Annotated in this window: 15 protein-coding genes and 8 pseudogenes; 10 read left to right on the top strand and 13 right to left on the bottom strand. The window is 68.4% G+C overall.

Annotated elements, in window-relative coordinates; all coding sequences use genetic code 11:
• Positions 1-4: 4 nt before the first annotated feature.
• A pseudogene (locus tag Sru02f_RS19255) lies at positions 5-549 on the top strand (aldo/keto reductase); the annotation flags it as partial.
• Between the two features lie 5 nt (positions 550-554).
• Positions 555-782, top strand: a pseudogene (locus Sru02f_RS19250) (transposase); the annotation flags it as partial.
• A gap of 55 nt (positions 783-837) precedes the next feature.
• Here the strand turns inward: Sru02f_RS19250 and Sru02f_RS19245 are convergent.
• The 3 genes and pseudogenes from Sru02f_RS19245 to Sru02f_RS19235 form a co-directional block, all read right to left on the bottom strand.
• Positions 838-1,602 carry an SAM-dependent methyltransferase gene (locus tag Sru02f_RS19245; RefSeq protein ID WP_373103485.1) on the bottom strand — a complete coding sequence of 255 codons (765 nt, stop codon included), beginning with the start codon at positions 1,600-1,602 and terminating at the stop codon, positions 838-840.
• Between the two features lie 110 nt (positions 1,603-1,712).
• Positions 1,713-1,952, bottom strand: a pseudogene (locus tag Sru02f_RS19240) (IS5/IS1182 family transposase); the annotation flags it as partial.
• Positions 1,949-2,187: pseudogene (locus tag Sru02f_RS19235) on the bottom strand (IS5/IS1182 family transposase); the annotation flags it as partial. The pseudogenes Sru02f_RS19235 and Sru02f_RS19240, both read right to left, overlap by 4 nt.
• 192 nt (positions 2,188-2,379) lie before the next feature.
• Between Sru02f_RS19235 and Sru02f_RS19230 the strand changes: the two are divergent.
• From Sru02f_RS19230 to Sru02f_RS19220, 3 genes and pseudogenes are all read left to right on the top strand, one after another.
• Positions 2,380-3,216, top strand: coding sequence for an alpha/beta fold hydrolase (locus Sru02f_RS19230; protein WP_109031230.1), 837 nt, complete (start codon positions 2,380-2,382; stop codon positions 3,214-3,216).
• Positions 3,217-3,339: 123 nt separating this feature from the next.
• Positions 3,340-3,975 (top strand): annotated as a pseudogene (locus Sru02f_RS19225) (IS5 family transposase); the annotation flags it as partial.
• A gap of 108 nt (positions 3,976-4,083) precedes the next feature.
• Positions 4,084-4,943 (top strand): annotated as a pseudogene (locus tag Sru02f_RS19220) (IS5 family transposase).
• Between the two features lie 14 nt (positions 4,944-4,957).
• Here Sru02f_RS19220 and Sru02f_RS19215 read toward each other — a convergent pair.
• Positions 4,958-5,515 (bottom strand): hypothetical protein, encoded by a 558-nt coding sequence (locus tag Sru02f_RS19215; RefSeq protein WP_109031229.1) that lies wholly within the window; start codon positions 5,513-5,515, stop codon positions 4,958-4,960.
• Between the two features lie 303 nt (positions 5,516-5,818).
• Between Sru02f_RS19215 and Sru02f_RS19210 the strand changes: the two genes are divergently transcribed.
• Entirely contained in the window at positions 5,819-6,205 is a 387-nt protein-coding gene (locus Sru02f_RS19210) for an SMI1/KNR4 family protein (protein ID WP_167469429.1), read from the top strand.
• A gap of 379 nt (positions 6,206-6,584) precedes the next feature.
• The gene (locus tag Sru02f_RS19205; RefSeq protein ID WP_218030708.1) at positions 6,585-6,803 is read left to right on the top strand and encodes a hypothetical protein; all 219 of its coding nucleotides are present in this window, start codon (positions 6,585-6,587) and stop codon (positions 6,801-6,803) included.
• Positions 6,804-6,828: 25 nt separating this feature from the next.
• On the opposite strand, the gene Sru02f_RS19200 is transcribed toward Sru02f_RS19205, so the two are convergent.
• Positions 6,829-7,569: a nitroreductase gene (locus Sru02f_RS19200; RefSeq protein WP_109031228.1), complete on the bottom strand. Its 741-nt coding sequence runs from the start codon at positions 7,567-7,569 to the stop codon at positions 6,829-6,831.
• Between the two features lie 101 nt (positions 7,570-7,670).
• On the opposite strand from Sru02f_RS19200, the gene Sru02f_RS19195 reads away from it, so the two are divergent.
• A complete protein-coding gene (locus tag Sru02f_RS19195) occupies positions 7,671-8,264 on the top strand; it encodes a TetR/AcrR family transcriptional regulator (protein ID WP_109031227.1) in 594 nt (197 codons plus the stop codon).
• A 476-nt stretch (positions 8,265-8,740) separates the two neighbouring features.
• Here Sru02f_RS19195 and Sru02f_RS19190 read toward each other — a convergent pair whose 3' ends face one another.
• From Sru02f_RS19190 to Sru02f_RS19165, 6 genes and pseudogenes are all read right to left on the bottom strand, one after another.
• Positions 8,741-9,400: an NADPH-dependent F420 reductase gene (locus Sru02f_RS19190; RefSeq protein ID WP_109031226.1), complete on the bottom strand. Its 660-nt coding sequence runs from the start codon at positions 9,398-9,400 to the stop codon at positions 8,741-8,743.
• Between the two features lie 8 nt (positions 9,401-9,408).
• Positions 9,409-10,368, bottom strand: coding sequence for an SDR family oxidoreductase (locus tag Sru02f_RS19185; RefSeq protein ID WP_109031225.1), 960 nt, complete (start codon positions 10,366-10,368; stop codon positions 9,409-9,411).
• Between the two features lie 82 nt (positions 10,369-10,450).
• The gene (locus Sru02f_RS19180) at positions 10,451-11,074 is read right to left on the bottom strand and encodes an NADPH-dependent F420 reductase (protein ID WP_109031224.1); all 624 of its coding nucleotides are present in this window, start codon (positions 11,072-11,074) and stop codon (positions 10,451-10,453) included.
• 244 nt (positions 11,075-11,318) lie between these two features.
• Positions 11,319-11,573 (bottom strand): LLM class flavin-dependent oxidoreductase, encoded by a 255-nt coding sequence (locus tag Sru02f_RS19175; RefSeq protein WP_203697246.1) that lies wholly within the window; start codon positions 11,571-11,573, stop codon positions 11,319-11,321.
• A gap of 136 nt (positions 11,574-11,709) precedes the next feature.
• Positions 11,710-12,333, bottom strand: coding sequence for an NADPH-dependent F420 reductase (locus Sru02f_RS19170; RefSeq protein ID WP_109031223.1), 624 nt, complete (start codon positions 12,331-12,333; stop codon positions 11,710-11,712).
• A gap of 69 nt (positions 12,334-12,402) precedes the next feature.
• Positions 12,403-13,135 (bottom strand): annotated as a pseudogene (locus tag Sru02f_RS19165) (SDR family NAD(P)-dependent oxidoreductase).
• A gap of 226 nt (positions 13,136-13,361) precedes the next feature.
• Between Sru02f_RS19165 and Sru02f_RS19160 the strand changes: the two are divergent.
• Positions 13,362-14,273 carry a LysR family transcriptional regulator gene (locus tag Sru02f_RS19160; RefSeq protein ID WP_109031222.1) on the top strand — a complete coding sequence of 304 codons (912 nt, stop codon included), beginning with the start codon at positions 13,362-13,364 and terminating at the stop codon, positions 14,271-14,273.
• 156 nt (positions 14,274-14,429) lie between these two features.
• On the opposite strand, the gene Sru02f_RS19155 is transcribed toward Sru02f_RS19160, so the two are convergent.
• Together Sru02f_RS19155 and Sru02f_RS19150 are read right to left on the bottom strand one after the other, a co-directional pair.
• A complete protein-coding gene (locus Sru02f_RS19155) occupies positions 14,430-14,777 on the bottom strand; it encodes a MerR family transcriptional regulator (RefSeq protein WP_030869840.1) in 348 nt (115 codons plus the stop codon).
• A gap of 23 nt (positions 14,778-14,800) precedes the next feature.
• Positions 14,801-15,739, bottom strand: a complete 939-nt coding sequence (locus tag Sru02f_RS19150; protein WP_109031487.1) for an aldo/keto reductase — start codon at positions 15,737-15,739, stop codon at positions 14,801-14,803.
• 95 nt (positions 15,740-15,834) lie between these two features.
• Between Sru02f_RS19150 and Sru02f_RS19145 the strand changes: the two are divergent.
• Positions 15,835-16,425, top strand: a pseudogene (locus tag Sru02f_RS19145) (MFS transporter); the annotation flags it as partial.
• Positions 16,426-16,582: the final 157 nt, after the last annotated feature.

Genomic DNA, 16,582 nt, shown 5'->3' with positions numbered 1-16,582 from the left:
GAAGATTCCCCGCGTCACCCTCAACAACGGCGTCCAGATGCCGCTCCTTGGCTTCGGCGTCTTCCAGATCCCCGACGACCAGACCCAGAAGGCCGTCGAGGACGCGCTCGAGGCCGGCTACCGCCTCATCGACACCGCCGCGGCCTACGAGAACGAACGAGCCGTCGGCCGGGCCGTCGCCGCCAGCGGCATCCCCCGCGACGAACTGTTCGTCACCACCAAGCTGTGAATGCAGGACTACGGCCAGGACAGCGCCAAGCACGCCTTCAAACGCTCCCTCGACCGCCTCGGTCTCGATCACCTCGACCTCTACCTGATCCACCAACCCTTCGGCGACCACTACGGCGCCGGGCGGGCCATGGAGGACCTCAACCGGGAGGGCCGCACCCGGGCGATCGGCGTCAGCAACTTCTACCCCGACCGGCTCGCCGACCTCATCACCCACAACGAGATCGTCCCCGCCGTGAACCAGATCGAGACCCAGTCTTCTTCCAGCGCACCGCCGACCACCGGCTGATCCGCGAGCACGGCATCCGGCACGAGTCCTGGGACCCCTGTCCCAGGGGGGCAAGGGCTTCTTCGACAGTGACTTATCGGGCGAGCAGTGGTCGTTGATCGAGCCAGTGATCGCCGCTTGGAAGAACCGGCACCGCTCGGTCAGCGGCCACCAGGCTGCCTACGACGTGCGGGAGATCGTGAACGCGATCCTCCAGCAGTCGCGGACCGGCTACCAGTGGGCTTACCTCCCGCACGACCTGTCTCAGAAGAGTGCAACCTACTACTAGGTCTGTCTCCCCGGTCACGACCAGAGAGACACACCGTCGACGTGACGTCTACTCAGTTCTTATGTGCGGTTACCAGAGCGAAGGAGAGGAATTCTCCGCGGTCTGTGGTGAGCATGTCGATAACGGGCTGGTTCGCGCTCTGGCCGTCGGGATGGTGTTCAGCGCCGGCCCGGGCCCACAGCAGCCAGTGCTGCCAGGCGTTCTGCTGCAGTCGCGCGGATGTGACCTTCACCAACTCGGTGATGTCCCACTGGAAGCGCCACCACTCCGCCGTGTGCCAGGCGATCGCTTCCCAGCCGACCACGTCCTTGATGTGGGGCGGGATCATCCCGAGTTCACGGATCTCCTGTGTCATGGCGGGGGTGGCCATGCCCAGTTGTCCCCCGGGCCGGAGGAAGCGCAGCAGGTAGGGCAGGAAGTTGTCCGCCGTACCGAAGTACTCGAAGGCGTCCACGCTGACGATCGCGTCGAAGCTCTGCTCCTCGAACGGCAGGGCGTGCGCCTCCGCTCGCACAGCCTCCACCTGGTCACCGACACCCGCCTCGGCGAAGACCGCTGCCGCCTGTTCGGGGGCGATCCACAGGTCGGCCGCGACGACCTCGACTCCGTACTCGCGGGCGAGGAACACCGACGTGGCGCCCTTGCCGGAGCCGAGGTCGAGAACCCGCATGCCCGGGCGCAGGTCGAGATCGTGTGCGAGGTCTTCCAACAGCCAGAGCGGGTTGGGCCCCATGTCGAGGTCGAGCAACCAGGCGGGTTCATACCGGGAGGAGCGTGGATAGCGGTCCGGACGTACGAGATCGTTCAATGCAGTCACGAGCATGCACCCAAACCGATCACATGCCCGACCGCAACCCGTTTTGGCCCTACTACGTCGACTCTCGGTCCACATGGGACGGTGAGGGCGGCAGCCGGATATGCCTCCGGTCACGAGCGTAGCCAGATCAGGAGTGCTGCGGCGGTGACGGTCCCGAGGGAGACGTATCCGCGCTTGTCGTAGCGGGTTGCAACAGCTCGGAGCTGCCTCAGTTCATTGATCGCACTCGACGGTGTTGCGCTTCTTGTAGCGGTCCTTGTCGAGCCCGGAGGCCGTCCGCCGCGGAATCCTCTGCACAGACGGCCAGCTATCTGGTCCCGCTTCCCTGGGATCACGTGTCGGCTACTGCGGCTGACTTCGACACACCCAAGAGCAGGACGAGCTGCCGCATCGTCAAGTTCGTTTGCCAGTAAGCCGCGACCAGCAGCGTCCGGCCCTCCAGTGACAGGCTCCACCGTCCCGCCTCACCGACGGCGTCCCCCCCTCGTGCCGCAGAGTCGTCACCAGCTTCCCGAAGGAACGCGGGCTCAGTCCGGCGAACGGGGCTATCCAGGACGGCTGCGACGCCGAAATCACACCAGTCACAACTGGACCATCCCAGTTGCCGCTGCCACCCCATGCCCTCGATTCTCATTGAGGGGGTTGGTCCTCTCCGGGATGTGAGGGCTTCGGCGTCGAGCGCCTGGCGCACCGATGAGTTTTCTGCGCTGCGGGGGTCCTATTGGCAGTAACGCACACCACAGCAGTACGGCCCCTACGTGAACCGGAGAGACAAACATGGCAACAGCGCGAGAGCAGTCGGCCGGAGCCGAGGCCCGTGTCGCCTCCGCCGACGGCACCAACATCGCGTTCGAGCAGTCGGGCCGCGGGCCGGCCGTCGTCCTGGTTTCCTCGGCACTGGCAGACCGCTCGGACACGACCAAACTCGCGGCTCTCCTCGCCCACCACTTCACTGTGATCAACTACGACCGGCGCGGGCGGGGTGCCAGCGGTGACGCCAATGCTTACGCCGTCGACCGTGAGATTGAAGACATCGCCGCGTTGGTCGAACACGTCGGCGGTTCGGCGTCGCTGTTTGGCTCGTCCTCTGGAGCGGTCCTCGCCCTGCGTGCGGCAGCGGCCGGAGTCAACGTCGACCGCCTGGCTCTGTATGAGCCGCCGTTCGTGGTCGCCGAAGGCGACGACGGGCCGCCCAAGGATCTCGCGCAGCAGATCACCGCGCTGCTTGCGGAAGGCCGGCACAGTGACGCGGTCAAGTACTTCATGACCAGGGTGCAGGGCATGCCCGGCATCGCTGTGTTCTTCATGAAGCTCATGCCGAAAATGTGGGCAAACCTCACCAAGATGGCCAGCACTCTGCCCTATGACATCGCGGTCATGGGCGATACCCAGCAAGGCAAGCCGCTCGATGCCGAGGAGTGGAAAGGGGTGGCCGTACGCACCCGCGTGTTGACCGGTGGCAAGAGCCCGGCCGCGTTCCAGCGCGCCGCCCTCGCCGTCACCGAAATCCTGCCGCAGGCCGACCACCGTACCCTGCCCGGACTGAACCATGGCGCCGTCGTCATGGCCCCGAGGAAAATCGCTCCGCAGATCATCGAGTTCATCAAGGGATGAGCTTGTCGTTCGGTCGGTTCGGCGGCGCTTGGTACTCCTCCGGGTACGCGGAGCGGAGCGCGACCCACCTCCAACTGACCGCCGACCCCCGAACGACGACAATTTACGGGACAGCCTTCAAAGCGGGGTGGCCGCTGGCGCGATCATTGTGTGGTGATCGACGCGATCGCCTACATCCAGACCGGCACGCAATGGGTTCACCTGCCGGAGAAGTACGGCAACTGGCGAGGTGTCTACAACCGGCTGCGCATGTGGGCCGTCGACGGCATCTGGGAGCGGGTGTTCACCGCCCTGGTGGCCCAGGCCGACGCGGACGAGGACCTCAACTGGGCCGTCTCGGTCGACTCCGCGATCGTGCGGGCCCATCAGCACGCGGCCGGGGCCCGAAAAAGATCCACCTCGCAGCCGACGCCCACTGTCGGACCCTCGCGTTCGTTCTCACCGCCGGACGAGCCAGTGATGCACCGCCTGCACCGAGGTCATGGCCCGCCTACGCGTTCCCCGTCCGCGAGGACGGCCTCGCACCAGGCCGGACCTGGTCCTGACCGACAAGGCGTAGTCCTCCCGCGCGATCCGCCAGCACCTGCGCGGGCGCGGAATCCGGCAGTGATCCCCGTCCCCGCAGACCAGCGCAGTCACCGGCTACGTCGAGGCAGGCCGCCGGCCTTCGATCGCCAGACCTACAAGCAGCGCAACACCCTCAAGCGGTGCATCAACCGATTGAAGCATTGGCGAGGAATCGCCACCCGCTACGGGAAGACTGTCCCGGGCACGCCCGACGCACCCGGCGTCGGCTACGGGCGACGCCCTCGCGGGTGTTGCAGCGCTAGAGCGTGTCTCCTTGATCTGCTCGTCGGTTGAACGGATGTGTCTGTCCGGTGGGTGATCACTGATGCGATGTGGAACCGGATTGAGCCGTTGATGCCGGCCGATCCGGTCCGTGGTCGGCGATGGGCCGACCGTCGTCGAACCCTGGAGGCCATCGCGTGGAAGTACCGCACCGGCTCGCCCTGGCGGGACCTGCCGGACGAGCTGGGCTCAATTCCAGACCGCTCACAAACAGTTGCTCAGGTGGGCCGTGGACGGCACCTGGGAACGGATCCTCGCCGCGCTCCTGGCAGCGGCCGACGGTGCTGAGGACGTCGGCTGGACCGTGTCGGTGGACTCCACCGTCTGCCGGGCTCACCAGCACGCCGCCGGAGCCAGGAAAAAGGGGCGCCATTTCGGGCCGAGCCCGATGACCATGCGCTCGGGCGTTCGCGCGGCGGCCCGAGTACGAAGGTCCACCTCGTCAGCGACAGCCATGCACGACCTTGACCCTCCGCGTCTCCGCGGGCCAAGCGGGCGATGCGCCGGCCTTCGAGGTTGTCATGGCAGGCATCCGTGTTCCGCGAGGTGGACCGGGAAGACCGCGGACCCGGCCGGACGTCGTCCTGGCGGACCGCCCGTATTCATCCCGCGCGATCCGTGCGCATCTCAGGCGGCGAGGTATCCGTGCCGTGATCCCGCAGCCCACCGACCAGGTCGGTCACCGACTGCGGCGAGGTCGCGCCGGTGGTCGCCCGCCCGGCTTCGACGCTGAGGCATACAAGCAGCGCAATGCCGTCGAACGGTGCATCAATCGCCTCAAGCAGTGGCGTGATCCGGCCATGCGAACCGACAAGCTCGCCATCGCCTACCAGGCCGCACTGCACCTCGCTGCGATTCTCATGTGGACACGGCCCTGACCGAGGGCCAGAGCCTAGGACAGCGGCCGACCGCCAAGGCCAGTCCGTCTGACGCCACGAGGTGAGAACGTCATCGGTCCTATCCACCCCTGGCGGACGAGGGCGATCTGGGAGGGCAGCGGTGACACCGGGTCGAGTGCCCTCCCGCGCACCCAGTTCTCGAACAGCCCCTCGGTCGTCTCGACGGCGGACACCACCATGGTCACCTTCAGGTCCCCGTCGCTCCAGGTGTTCCACAGTGCCCAGCCCTCCGGCCTGGGGGCGACGCCGATCCGTGCACACACCTCCTCGTACGTTTCCTCCACCCCGGCCGGCATGGCCCCGGGCTTCAACACCGAGGCTCCGACGAGGCGGACCAGAGGCCGGTCCTCGTCCAGACAGCCGTCACCCTCGAAGTGGTAGTGGCGGAGAGCCCGAGCAAGCACGTTCACGCTGAGCCGGAGCGGTGTCGCCTCATCCGGGTCTGCCTGGAACGAGAGCCATCCTTCGTTGGACGCCTCCACACTGACACGGTTGGCGAGGCGCTCGATCTCCCGGAGATAGTCCAGGTCACTGAGCTCAGGTGAGGTCATGGCCCGAAGTTTCACACGATGCCGCCGACGCCGACACAGGTTATCGATCCGGCATGCAGCACCCTGCGCACCGCACTTCCAAGAGACAGACTCTAGACGCATAGCCCCCGGCACGGACGGCCTTGGGAAACATCAGTGCAGACGTTGGCGCTGAGACTGACAATGGTCGGCTAGCGGGATGAATGATCGCCCGGCCAGCGCCCCTTGCCGTCGCTCTGCGCCAGGTGGACATCGAACTCTCCTTCCTTATCGGCGTGCCCGTGCCTCATGCTGAGCCGTGAGTCGATGAACCGAGGGGCGAGCATGACCGAGGACGAATTGATCGCGGTGATCAGGAAGCAGACGTCTGCCGGCAACCTGGCACCGGTCGCCACACCCGCTTTGATCGCCGCCGTCGAAGCGGAGATCGGTCATCCGATGCCCCGTTTCCTGCGCAGGCTCTATACCGAGGTCTCCAATGGCGGTTTCGGCATCGACGGCCGGGAATGCGCCTCACTGAGCCCGCTCCCTGACCACTACTTCTGCGATGGCGAGGACATCCTCGAGCTCTACCGCAGTTTCGCCACTCCCGCCGGAGACCCCGGCGACGAGACCGTCCTCCCGCCAGGCATCGTTCCGATCATGGACCGGGGTTGCACGATGTGGACCCTTGTCGATTTCCGTACGCCCGACGGTCGCATCTGGGTCTGAGACGGTGCCGCGTGCTGCCGCAAGCTCCTTCCCACCACCATCACGTCTGTTCGCGAGTACTTCACCGAGGGCGTCGCGGGCCGACTGGACGGCCCCGCCCCGCTGGAAAGCCAGTTGGCGCGGGAGTCCTGCGGGCACTGAGGATGCCCCGCGCGCGGCCAGGGAGTCGAAGTAGCTGTCGTTGACGGGGCCCCCGAAATTGGCTCTGGCCGCAGTTCCAGCCCGTCCTCGAAGATATCTGCCTGCCTCGCACCGGCCCCGGACGCCCGCGCACCACGCCGGACAGGGTCCGTGCCGACAAGGCCTACGGCTCCCGCACGAACGGCTCCCACCTGCGCAGACGCAGGATCGGATGCACCCATCCCGGAGAAGGCCGACCATGTACGCAACCACAGAAAGCTCGGCTCCCGAGGCGGCCGGCCGCCAGCCGCCGGCCTTCGCCAAAGACGGCTACAAGGACGACTGCGAAGAACGCCACACCGTGGAGTGTGGGATCCATCGGCTGAAACGGAACCGCGCTGTGGCCACGAGGTACGACAACCTCGCCGTCCCGTACGAGTCGACCGTGCTGGTCGCAGCCCTCAACGAATGGCTGTGACCAGCGCTTTCGGGACCGACCGACTCTAGGCGTGGAACGTGGTGGTTGCCTCCAGGTCCGCCCGGCCCGTCGCGACCCGGTTTACCGGCGCATCCTCGTCGGCGTAGCCGAAGGAGATACCCACAAGCAGCTTCCCCTCGTCCACTCCGAGTTGATCGCGGACGGTGTCGGCGTAGAAGCTGAGCAGGCCCTGCGGGCAACTGGCCAAGCCGTAGCCGGTCATGGCCAGCAGCAGCGTCTGCAGGTAGGCGCCGACGTCGGCGGCCAGGCGCGGCCCGCCGTCACCGGTGACGAACAGGAACGCGGCGTGCGGCGCCCCGTAGAAGCCCAGGCTTTCCGCGTCGTAGGCCGCGCGAGCCGCGTGGTCGCCGGGACCGATGCCCAGCGCTCCGTACAGACCGGCGCCGAAGGCGGCCCGCCGTTCCTGGTGGACGGGGGCGTACATGTCCTCGGAGTACGGGTAGTCGGCCGTGACGCGTCGCTCGGCGTGGGCCGTTCGCAGGGCGTCGGCCAGACGGTCTCGCCGTGCGCCACCGACCACCTCGACCCGCCACGGCTGCGCGTTGGAATTGGACGGCGCGGTGCCGGCCAGGGAGAAGACCTCGCGCAGAGTGTCCTCGGGTACCGGGTGGGGACGGAATGCGCGGGTCGCGCGGCGCCCGCGGATCAGCTGCTCGGCGTACTCCGACGTTCGCGTCCGGCCCGGCCGTGTCCCGCCGGTGGGTGCCTCGCCCGTGCGTGTCCGGGTGAAGACCGGTCCGCTCATGGAACTCTCCTCAGGGTCGCCAAAGTAAACACAACCGTTTACCTGAAGGCCACTATAGCCAGCCACCTCCTCCGAAGTAAACGTCGGCGTATACTTACGTCATGACCACGACGACGACGGCGTCTCGACGGCCGGGGCGAGGAGGGCGGGAGCGCATCCTGGCCGCCGCGGCCGGACTGTTCGCGGCCCAAGGGATCAACGCGACCGGCATGGAGCAGATCGCGGAGCGGGCGCCGGTGTCCAAGCGCACCCTCTACGCGCACTTCAGGACCAAGGACGAGCTGGTCCTCGCCCACCTCAAGGACCTCTCCTCGACGGGACGCACCCTGGAGGGCGTGCTGGCACGCGAGGACATCCCCGCCAAGGAGCGAATCCTCGCGCTGTTCGACCCGCCCCCGACCGGCACGGATCCCGTGCGCGGATGCCCGTTCATCGACGCCGCCGCGGAGTTCCCCGATCCCCGGAACGCGGTCCACTCCTACGCCCGCGAACAGAAACTGCTGATGGTGCGGCTGGTGACCGACCTGGTAGCGGAACTGGGCTGCCGCGAGCCCGCCCTCCTCGCCGAGCAACTCGTGACCCTCGCGGACGGCGCCGCCAGCCGCGCCATGGTGCTGGGCGAGTCGAACTACGGCCGGCACGCGCGGACAGCGGCAGAGACCCTCCTGGAAAACGCGCTGCCGACCACGGTCTGACGGGCCCACCGGGTTACTGCGGGACGAGCTCGGTTTCGACCGGTACGCCGCCCACGGCGGTGACCTGGGCGCGGGGATCACCTCGCGCCTGGGGGGGCCTACGCGGAGTCGCTGGCCTGCATCCATCTGCTCGCCGTCGCCGCACCCCAGGAGTACGACGCCGCCAGCCTCACCCTGGACGAACAGGCCTACCTCGACCAGGTCGCCACCTGGAGCGCGAAGGAGGGCGGCTACCAGCACCAGCAGAGCACCCGCCCGCTCACCCTGGCCCACGCTCTGTCCGACTCCCCGACCGGCCTGCTGGCCTCGCTCGTCGAGATGTACCGAGCCTGGAGCGACTCGGGCGGCGACCTGGCGTCCCGGTTAACCGACGACTTCGTCCTCACCCAGGCGTCCTTGATGCAGTCTCCGCATCGGTGGCAGTCGGCGCAGCATGATCGCGACCGGGCCATACTGCGGCACGCGCCGACGTGCGGTTATCGCGTTGCGGCGGCCAGTGCCGCGCGGATGACGTCCGGGCCGGTCGGCCGGCCCTTCTCGTTCGAGGGCGGCCCGTACGGGGTCCCCCACACCGGTGTGCCCGTCGCCTGCCGCCAGCTGTCGGCCAGGAGGCCCGCGTCCACCACGCCGTACCCGATGGAATCGATGAATTCGGTGGCTGCCGCCTTCGCCGGCCCGGAGTCCCCGGCGATCGGCAGGTATGAGCGGTCGGCCGCCCCCGCCGGACGGGCGAGCGACAGCAGGTGCTTGAAGTAGATGTTGTTAAAAGCTTTCACGAGCATGGCGTCCGGGACGTATCGCAGCAGCAGCTCGCTCGAGGTGAGCGACGTGTCGTCAAGCTCGGGGATGTGCCCGTCGCGCTCGGGCCCGTAGTTGCACGTGTCGATGACCGTCTTCCCGGCCAGCCGCGCGGGGGGCATGGCGGGGAAGGCCGCGACCGGCACCGTCACCACGACGATGTCACCGGCCGCCGCGGCCTCCTCGCTCGTCCCCGCCGACGCCTGGGGGCCCAGTTCCGCCACCGTGTCCGCGAGCGACCCGGGACCGCGCGAGTTGCTGAGCACGACCTGGTGTCCGGCCGCGACGGCGAGCCGCGCGATCGTACTACCGATGGCCCCGCTTCCGATGAATCCCACAGTGGTCATCAGATTGCGGGGACGTCGGCTGACGGGAAGTAGTGGCCGTTGTCCAGGTCGGCGAGGAGGCCGGGCTGCGCGGGTTCCCAGCCGAGGGTCTTGCGGGTGATGAGGTTGGACGTCGGGTAGCTCCGCGTGACGATGTTGGTGAGAAACCCGAAGTGTCCCGGCAGCATCAGTTCGTCCAGGGGCACGCTCACCGCGGGCAGGCCCAGGCGGTCGCCGATGGCCTCCGCGATCTCGCGGACCGGGATGCCCCCGTCCTCGACCGCGTGCCAGTAGCTGCCGGCCGGGCCCTTCTCCAGCGCCAGGCGGAACAGGGAAGCGGCGTCGCGGATGTGTACGGCGTTCCACAGGTTCGTGCCGTCTCCGGGGTACCCGGCGAAGCCCTTCTCCTTCGCCAGGGCGATCAGGGTGGGGAGGAAGCCGGCACGATCGGCCGTGCTGTGCGCGATGTTGGCAATCCGTACGACGGAAGACCGGACTCCCCGCTCGGCGAGGCCGATTATCGTGGTCTCGACGACGTTACGGGCCCGCAGGGTGCCCTTGTGCTCATCGCCGACGGGGAGGGCGGGATCCTCCTCGGTGGACGGTCGGCCCAGGTTCCGCCCGGTCCCGGGCGAGCCGATGCTCCCCGCCGCGACCAGTGGCTTTCCGGTTCCCGCGAGTACCTCGCCGTAGGCGAGCACGATCGGGAGCTCGGCGGCGGCCACGGCGTCGATCCCGCCGGACGGAAGCAGGTCCTGCCTGTGCGCGACGTGGATGACGCCGTCGGAGTCCACGGCCGCCTCCTTGAGCCCGTCGAGATCCCGGAGGTCGCCGCGGCGGACCTTCGCGCCGAGCGCGGACAGGGTCGCCGCGGCCGTGTCCGACCGGGCCAGGCCGGTGACCTCGTGCCCCGCGGCGACGAGTTCGGGAATGATGTGCGAGCCGGAGTGGCCGGTCCCGCCGGTGACGAAGACGTGCACGTTACTCCTCCTTGTGAATGACGCGGCGTGAGTGATGTGGCGTGAGTGACGCGGCCGAAGAAGCGGTGGGTGTGGGGTGCACTCAGCCGGGCAGGTCGACGTTGAGGGCGATGTCGAAGGTGCCCGCGCCGTTGCGGGCCAGGCCCATCAGCAGCGGCCCGATCCCTTCCAGCCAGCGAGCCATCTCCAGACCGCCGACATCGAGCGGGCGCAGTCCGAGGCTCTCGATGAACGCCGACACGTTCGCCTTGGCGCCCTCGTCGTCTCCGGCGAAGAGCACGTCCAACGGTCGTTCCTGGACCAGGACGTGGCCGAAGACGGTGTTGAACGCCTTCACGACGTGCGCGCTCGCCGGGGCCGCCTTGGCGATCTCCTGCGCACCCGATGTGCCGTCGGGGGTTACGAGCCCGGTGGTGTCGGCGTTGAAGGTGTTGGAAATGTCGATGATGACCTTGCCGGCCAGGGCGTCTCCGTACTGGGCGACGACCGGCACAGCGCTGGTGTACGGCACGGCGAGGACGACGAGGTCGCTCTCGGGGACCGCGCCGAAGGTCCCCGCCGTGGCACCGGCGCCGAGTTCGGATGCCAGGCCCTTGGCCTTGGCCGGGTCGCGGCCGATGAGCTCGACGGAGTGGCCGCCCGAGACCGCGCGGGCGGCGACGGCATGGGCCATGCCCCCGAGGCCGATGAAACTGATGCTGCTCATGGTGAATGCTCTCCTTCTTGGTGGTCGTTTCTTGAGTGAACGTTTCTTGGCGGGTCACAGTCGGCCGATGCCCTCGATCACCTGGGCGGCGAAGTCGAGCGGCTGGTCAAGACTGGTGAACATCGCGAAGGCATCGAAGTACGCCTCGCCGACGCCGGAGTCGGCGTACCGCTTCAGCCGCTCGACCGGTGTGGACCGGTGGCATGGTGAAGAACTCGCTGTCTCAGGACACGGGATTGGTCGTTCACCACGCCTGCAAGAGCGCCAGCGTGTCATCGAGCATCTTGCCGCGCCGCTGCCAGTCCGCGTTGCGGGCGGAGCCGTACTCCTGCTTCATCCACCCCAGCCCCGCACCGACGCCGAGGCGGCCGTCGCCGAGCACGTCGAGCGTGGTCAACTGCCGGGCCAGGTGCGGCGGCTCGTAGTAGACCGTGCTGAGTGTGCTGGTGTTCAGGCGCACCCGGCTGGTCGCCGCCGCGGCGACGGTCAACAGCAGCACGGGGCCGAAGGGGCGGCCCGTCTGCGGGCCTCGGGTCAGGTAGTTGCGCCCACTTCTTCATCGACGGGCGTGACCAGGCGATCGCCGACCCACAGAGCGTCAGAGCCGCAGCCCTCGAGTGCGCGGACGAGGGCGCTCAGCCGTCGACTTCGTTGACGCCGAGGGCGAAGTCTCGGTGGCCAACTCCGTTGCCCGCGAGGCCTACTGTGAGCAGGCCCGCCCCCTCCAGCCAGTGCGCCATCTTCAGACCACCTACGTGCATCGGGCGCAGTCCGAGGCTCTCGATGAATGCCGCCACGTCCGCCTTGGCCTGCAGGTCGTCGCCGGCGAAGAAGACGTCGGGCCGGCCGTTCTCCAGGACGCCGCGGAAGATGGTGTTGAAGGCCTTGAAGACCTTGGCGTCGGCCGGGGCGACCTTGGCTACCTCCTGCGCGATGGACGTCGGCTCGCTGTGGGCCAGGCCGTCGAACGCGGCGTTGAAGGGGTTGCTGATGTCGACGATGGTCTTGCCCGCGAGTGCCTCTCCGAACTCGGCGACGGTGGAGACGACACCGGCGTACAACACGGCCGTGATGACGATGTCCCCGGCCGGAACGGAGCCCCACTCACCTGTCGTGGTGCCGTTGCCCAGAACCTTGGCCAGGGCGTCGGCCTTGGACTGATCGCGTGCCATGATCTCGACGGTGTTGCCGCCCGCCACCGCGCGCGTGCCGATCGTGCGGGCCATGTTCCCCGCACCGATGAAGGTGATGCTGCTCATGAGCCGTGCCTCTTTCTGTTCGCGAGGCGCCTGTCCCTCAGGCGCCGCCATGACTCGGTCGGGTCTGGTTCAGATGGCGGTCGTGCCGCCGTCGGCGACAAGTTCCAGGCCGTTGACGTAGCTGGAGTCGTCGGAGGCGAGGAACAGGGCGATGCTGGCGATCTCTTCGGGGCGGCCCATCGTTCCGCGGGGAATGAGGGACTCGAACGAAGCCCTGGTCGCCTCGTCGAACAGCTCTTCCTGCTTGGCGGTGGCGACCTGTCCGGGGGTCAGGACGTTGACCCGGATCTTGCGGTCGCGCAGCTCGTTGAGCCACACGCGAGCCCACGCCTGTTGGACGGCTTTGCTGCCCGCGTAGAGGCTCCAGCCGGGGAAGGCGCCGAGGGAGGCGTTGGAACCGGTCATGAGGATCGAGCCGTGGTCGTTGATCAGCGGCAGGGCCTTCTGCACGGTGAACAGGGTGCCGCGCGCGTTGAGCGAGAAGGAGCGTTCGAACTGTTCCTCGGTGATCTCGCCAAGGACGCCGGGTTCGCCGAACCCGGCGCTGGCCCACAGCACGTCGATCGAGCCCTTCTCCCGCTTGACGGTCGTACAGGCGATCCAGGTCGTCCAGATCGGACGCGTCACCCTGGACGGCGGTGACATTGCGGCCGATCAGCTTGACGGCCCCGTCCAGGGCTTCCTGCCGCCGGGCCTGGATGAAGATATGCGCTCCTTCCTCGACGAACAGCTTGGCCCCGGCCAGTGCCAGGCCGGTGGACCCACCGGTGATCACCGCTACCTTGCCATCGAGCTTTCCCACGACCACTCCTTTGAATTGATGAATTTCCGAAACGGAAAAGAAAGGGCCAAATAATCGACGCGCATGCGCTCATTCTGATTTTGGACCCTGACACCAAACGCCGATCCCGAATTTCTTGAACCGGATTGCCCCGGCCCAATAGACAATGTCACCGGCCTGATCGCGTGTCCAAGACCTGTTTCAACCGCGGTGATACCCTTAAGGCATTGCCGGACCGGGAGGCCCCGTGGATCTGGACCTGCGCAAGCTGCGCTACTTCGTCGCCGTCGCCGACCGGTTGCACTTCGGCCGCGCCGCCGATGAGCTGCACATCGCGCAACCGGCGCTCAGCCGGCAGATCCGCGCACTGGAACAGGATCTCGGCGCCTCGCTGTTCACGAGGGACAGTCACGGCGTCACGCTGACCGCCGCGGGCCGACAGCTGCTGGACGACGCGGGCCCGCTGCTCGCCTCCGCGCACGCGGTCCGGCGCCGAGTCTCCGTGGCAGAACGCGGCGGCCAGCGACTGGTGGTCGGCTTCCGGGCAGGCATCCCGGTCATCCCCGCGACGCGGGTGTTCGAGGCGCAGCATCCGGACGTGGTCGTCGACGTGCAGCGCATGGAATGGGACGACCAGGCGCCGATGCTGCTCGACGGCCGCGTCGACGTCGCCTACGTGCGGCTGCCCATCGACGAGACGGGCCTGCGCCTGACTTTGCTCTACACCGAGCCCCTCATGGTGGCGCTGCCCGCCGATCACCGGCTGGCCGGCAAGGATCAGGTCACCGAGGCCGACCTGGCCGGTGAGCCGCTGATCTGGCATGCCGACGCGAACACGCAGCCCACCCGGCGCCCGCACCCGGACTCCGGACTCCGGGTGCGCGGCGTGGAGGAGAAGCTCGAGCACGTCGCGGCCGGCCACGGCATCTCGTTCGTGGGGCGTTCGGAGACGGTGTTCTTCTCACGTCCGGACATCAGCTACGTGCCCGTCCCGGACCTGGCTCCCGACCAGGTATTCGTCGCAATGGCGGCGTCGCGCACCTCGCCGCTGACCGACGACTTCTTCGCCGCGGCTCAGGCGACGGCTGAGATCACGGCAGAATGCGGGAACTACGAGATGTGGAAGCTTGCGACCGACGCTTCTTCGAAGCGCGATTGAGCAGCTCGGCTGCCCTGTTCGTTCCTGGCCTGGTGCGACGTTCGGCTTGTCAGCCACGGCGCGCTGATCGACGACGTGATGCGCCCGGCCTCGGCACCAGGCCGGGGAACAACGCAGTCGGCCGATCGCCGGCTGAATGCGAGGGCTCCCCCGCACTCAGCTGTAGTAGGCGATCTTCTCGTCGAGGACCGTCATGGCCCGACGCAGCGCCACCACCCGCTCCTCCAGAGCGGCGCGCCGCTCGCGGAGGAAGGCGACCCGGTCCTGCGGAGAATGATCGGCGCGCAGGATGGCGACGAATTCCCGCAGGGCCGCTATTCCGAGGCCGGCCTCGCGGAAGCACGTGACCATGCCGATCCAGAAGACGTCGTCCTCGGTGTACTGCCTGCGCCCGCCGGCGGAGCGCCCGATCGGCCCGATGAGCCCTTCGCGCTCGTAGTAGCGCAGCGTGTCGATGGAGACGCCGGTGCGGTCGGCCGTTGCCGCCGGGGTGAGTGTCGTCATGGGGGTTCCCTCTGTGACCGTCGCTACCGCGCTTCGGCGAAGCGCGCCAAGTGCTCGTCGTCGAGCCGCACGCTGCGGGCGGAGAGTGCCTCCTCGATCTGCTCCGCCCGGCTCGCGCCGACGATGGGATCGATCCCCTGCCGCATCAGCCATGCGAGGACGACCTGATTCCGTGTGGTGGAGAGTTCGCCCGCGACGTCGTCCAGGACCGCGAGCACCCGGGTGTTCCCGGGATGATCATAGGTTTGCGGAAGGGGTTTGTCCGCGCGTACGTAAGAACCCCACATCAGCGAGCTGTACGACCATACGGCGAGCCCCTCCGACCGGGCGAGGTCCAGATCCTCGGCGGTGAGCATGCGGTGGCCGGCCTCGGGGACGGGAGCGAACGGGCGTGGCTGGACGAGCGAGTGGCGCAGTTGCAGGGCCGTCCACGGCTCCACGCCCTGGTCCCGCGCGAACGACCGGGCACGCTCGACGCGCCAGGCAGCATGGTTCGCCGCCCCGACCCGCAGAGCCACTCCCTTCGCGACCAACTCGCCGAACGCACCGACCGTCTCCTCCAGCGGCACCGTGCGGTCCTCCGCGTGGGCCCAGAGCAGATCGACATGATCGACGCCGAGACGCTCCAGGCTCGCTTCCACGCCGTCGTGGACGGCGCGGGCGGAGAGCCCCTCGGCGCTCTGGGGCCAGGAGTGCGGGACGAGCGGGTTCTGCCGGACCTTCGTCGCGATCCGCACCGCGTCGCGCGCGCCGGGGCGGGCCCTGAGCCACGCGCCGATGACGCGCTCGCTGGCGCCGCCGACGCCACTGGGGTCGCTCCAGAACGAGTAGCAGTTCGCGGTGTCGAGCCAGACACCGCCTCCGGCGACGAAAGAGTCGAGGACCGCGAAGGCATGGTCGGAAGCGATACGGGTGCCGAAGTCCATCGTCCCGAGGACGATCTGAGGGCTGGTGATGTTCATGCCGCCCATACTCGAATCTGGAGCGCGCTCCAGGTCAAGAGCGGTGGCGGGCAGCCTCGTCGAGCACACGTCGCCGAGCCCCGTGGCCTCGGTACGCGATGGTCTTCGGCGCGGGGCTCGGCCCGCTGCTCGCCGGCGTGCTCTCCGAGACGGTGCCCGGACCGACCGTCACCGTCTTCGTCGTCGAGGCCGCGCTTCTGATCACCGCGGTGCCCTGCGTGTTGCGGATGCCGGTGCGCCGTCCCGAGGTGCGTACCAAGGGCGCCCGGGTGCGGGTGCCGGGCGTGCCGCAGGGCGACGGTCGTCAACTCGCCCTTGGAATTGGGGTGTTCGCGCCCGGCATCACCGCCACGTCCTTCGTGCTCTCGTGATGTTCCTCGCCGGCGGTGGCGGTGCTCATCCTCTCCGCCCTGCTGGCCGGAGCCGGCCAGGGCATGGGCCGGCTCGGCGGACTGTCGCTGCTCAACTCCAGCATCCCGCCGCAGCGCCTGGCGGAGACCAACGCCGCGCTGAACGTGGGCGGATACGTCCCGGCCGGTGTGCTGCCCGTGTCCGCCGGCTACCTCAGCGACGCCGTGGGCCTGACCAACGGCGCCACGATCTTCGGCGCGGTCCTGATGGGCGTCGCCGTGATCGGCGGGCTGGTGGTCCTGGCCACCAAGCGTCAGGTGACGGACCCGGCCTGACCGGGGCCCGCCCGACGGGACCGACGGGGTCGGCCTGCTCCTGGGAAGCGGCGCACCGCTGGATGGCGGCGGTGCACCGCTCCCCCGGCACAGGCCGGCCACGGCGCCCCACACCCCCGACCGCCCGGGCCGGCGCACCTGCCGACCCGCGGCGCAC

This window comes from Streptomyces rubrogriseus, from assembly GCF_027947575.1.
GTDB classification, from domain to species: domain Bacteria; phylum Actinomycetota; class Actinomycetes; order Streptomycetales; family Streptomycetaceae; genus Streptomyces; species Streptomyces rubrogriseus.
The sequence above is the reverse complement of the archived record's forward strand: the minus strand, read 5'-3'. Positions and strand labels throughout refer to the sequence as shown.

What these genes read in the sequence shown, in the direction of transcription:
- Sru02f_RS19230 (WP_109031230.1), top strand. Translation starts at nt 2,380, where the DNA reads ATGGCAACAGCGCGAGAGCAGTCGGCCGGAGCCGAGGCCCGTGTCGCC.
- Sru02f_RS19215 (WP_109031229.1), bottom strand. Translation starts at nt 5,515, where the DNA reads ATGACCTCACCTGAGCTCAGTGACCTGGACTATCTCCGGGAGATCGAG.
- Sru02f_RS19210 (WP_167469429.1), top strand. Translation starts at nt 5,819, where the DNA reads ATGACCGAGGACGAATTGATCGCGGTGATCAGGAAGCAGACGTCTGCC.
- Sru02f_RS19205 (WP_218030708.1), top strand. Translation starts at nt 6,585, where the DNA reads ATGTACGCAACCACAGAAAGCTCGGCTCCCGAGGCGGCCGGCCGCCAG.
- Sru02f_RS19200 (WP_109031228.1), bottom strand. Translation starts at nt 7,569, where the DNA reads ATGAGCGGACCGGTCTTCACCCGGACACGCACGGGCGAGGCACCCACC.
- Sru02f_RS19195 (WP_109031227.1), top strand. Translation starts at nt 7,671, where the DNA reads ATGACCACGACGACGACGGCGTCTCGACGGCCGGGGCGAGGAGGGCGG.
- Sru02f_RS19180 (WP_109031224.1), bottom strand. Translation starts at nt 11,074, where the DNA reads ATGAGCAGCATCAGTTTCATCGGCCTCGGGGGCATGGCCCATGCCGTC.
- Sru02f_RS19170 (WP_109031223.1), bottom strand. Translation starts at nt 12,333, where the DNA reads ATGAGCAGCATCACCTTCATCGGTGCGGGGAACATGGCCCGCACGATC.
- Sru02f_RS19155 (WP_030869840.1), bottom strand. Translation starts at nt 14,777, where the DNA reads ATGACGACACTCACCCCGGCGGCAACGGCCGACCGCACCGGCGTCTCC.
- Sru02f_RS19150 (WP_109031487.1), bottom strand. Translation starts at nt 15,739, where the DNA reads ATGAACATCACCAGCCCTCAGATCGTCCTCGGGACGATGGACTTCGGC.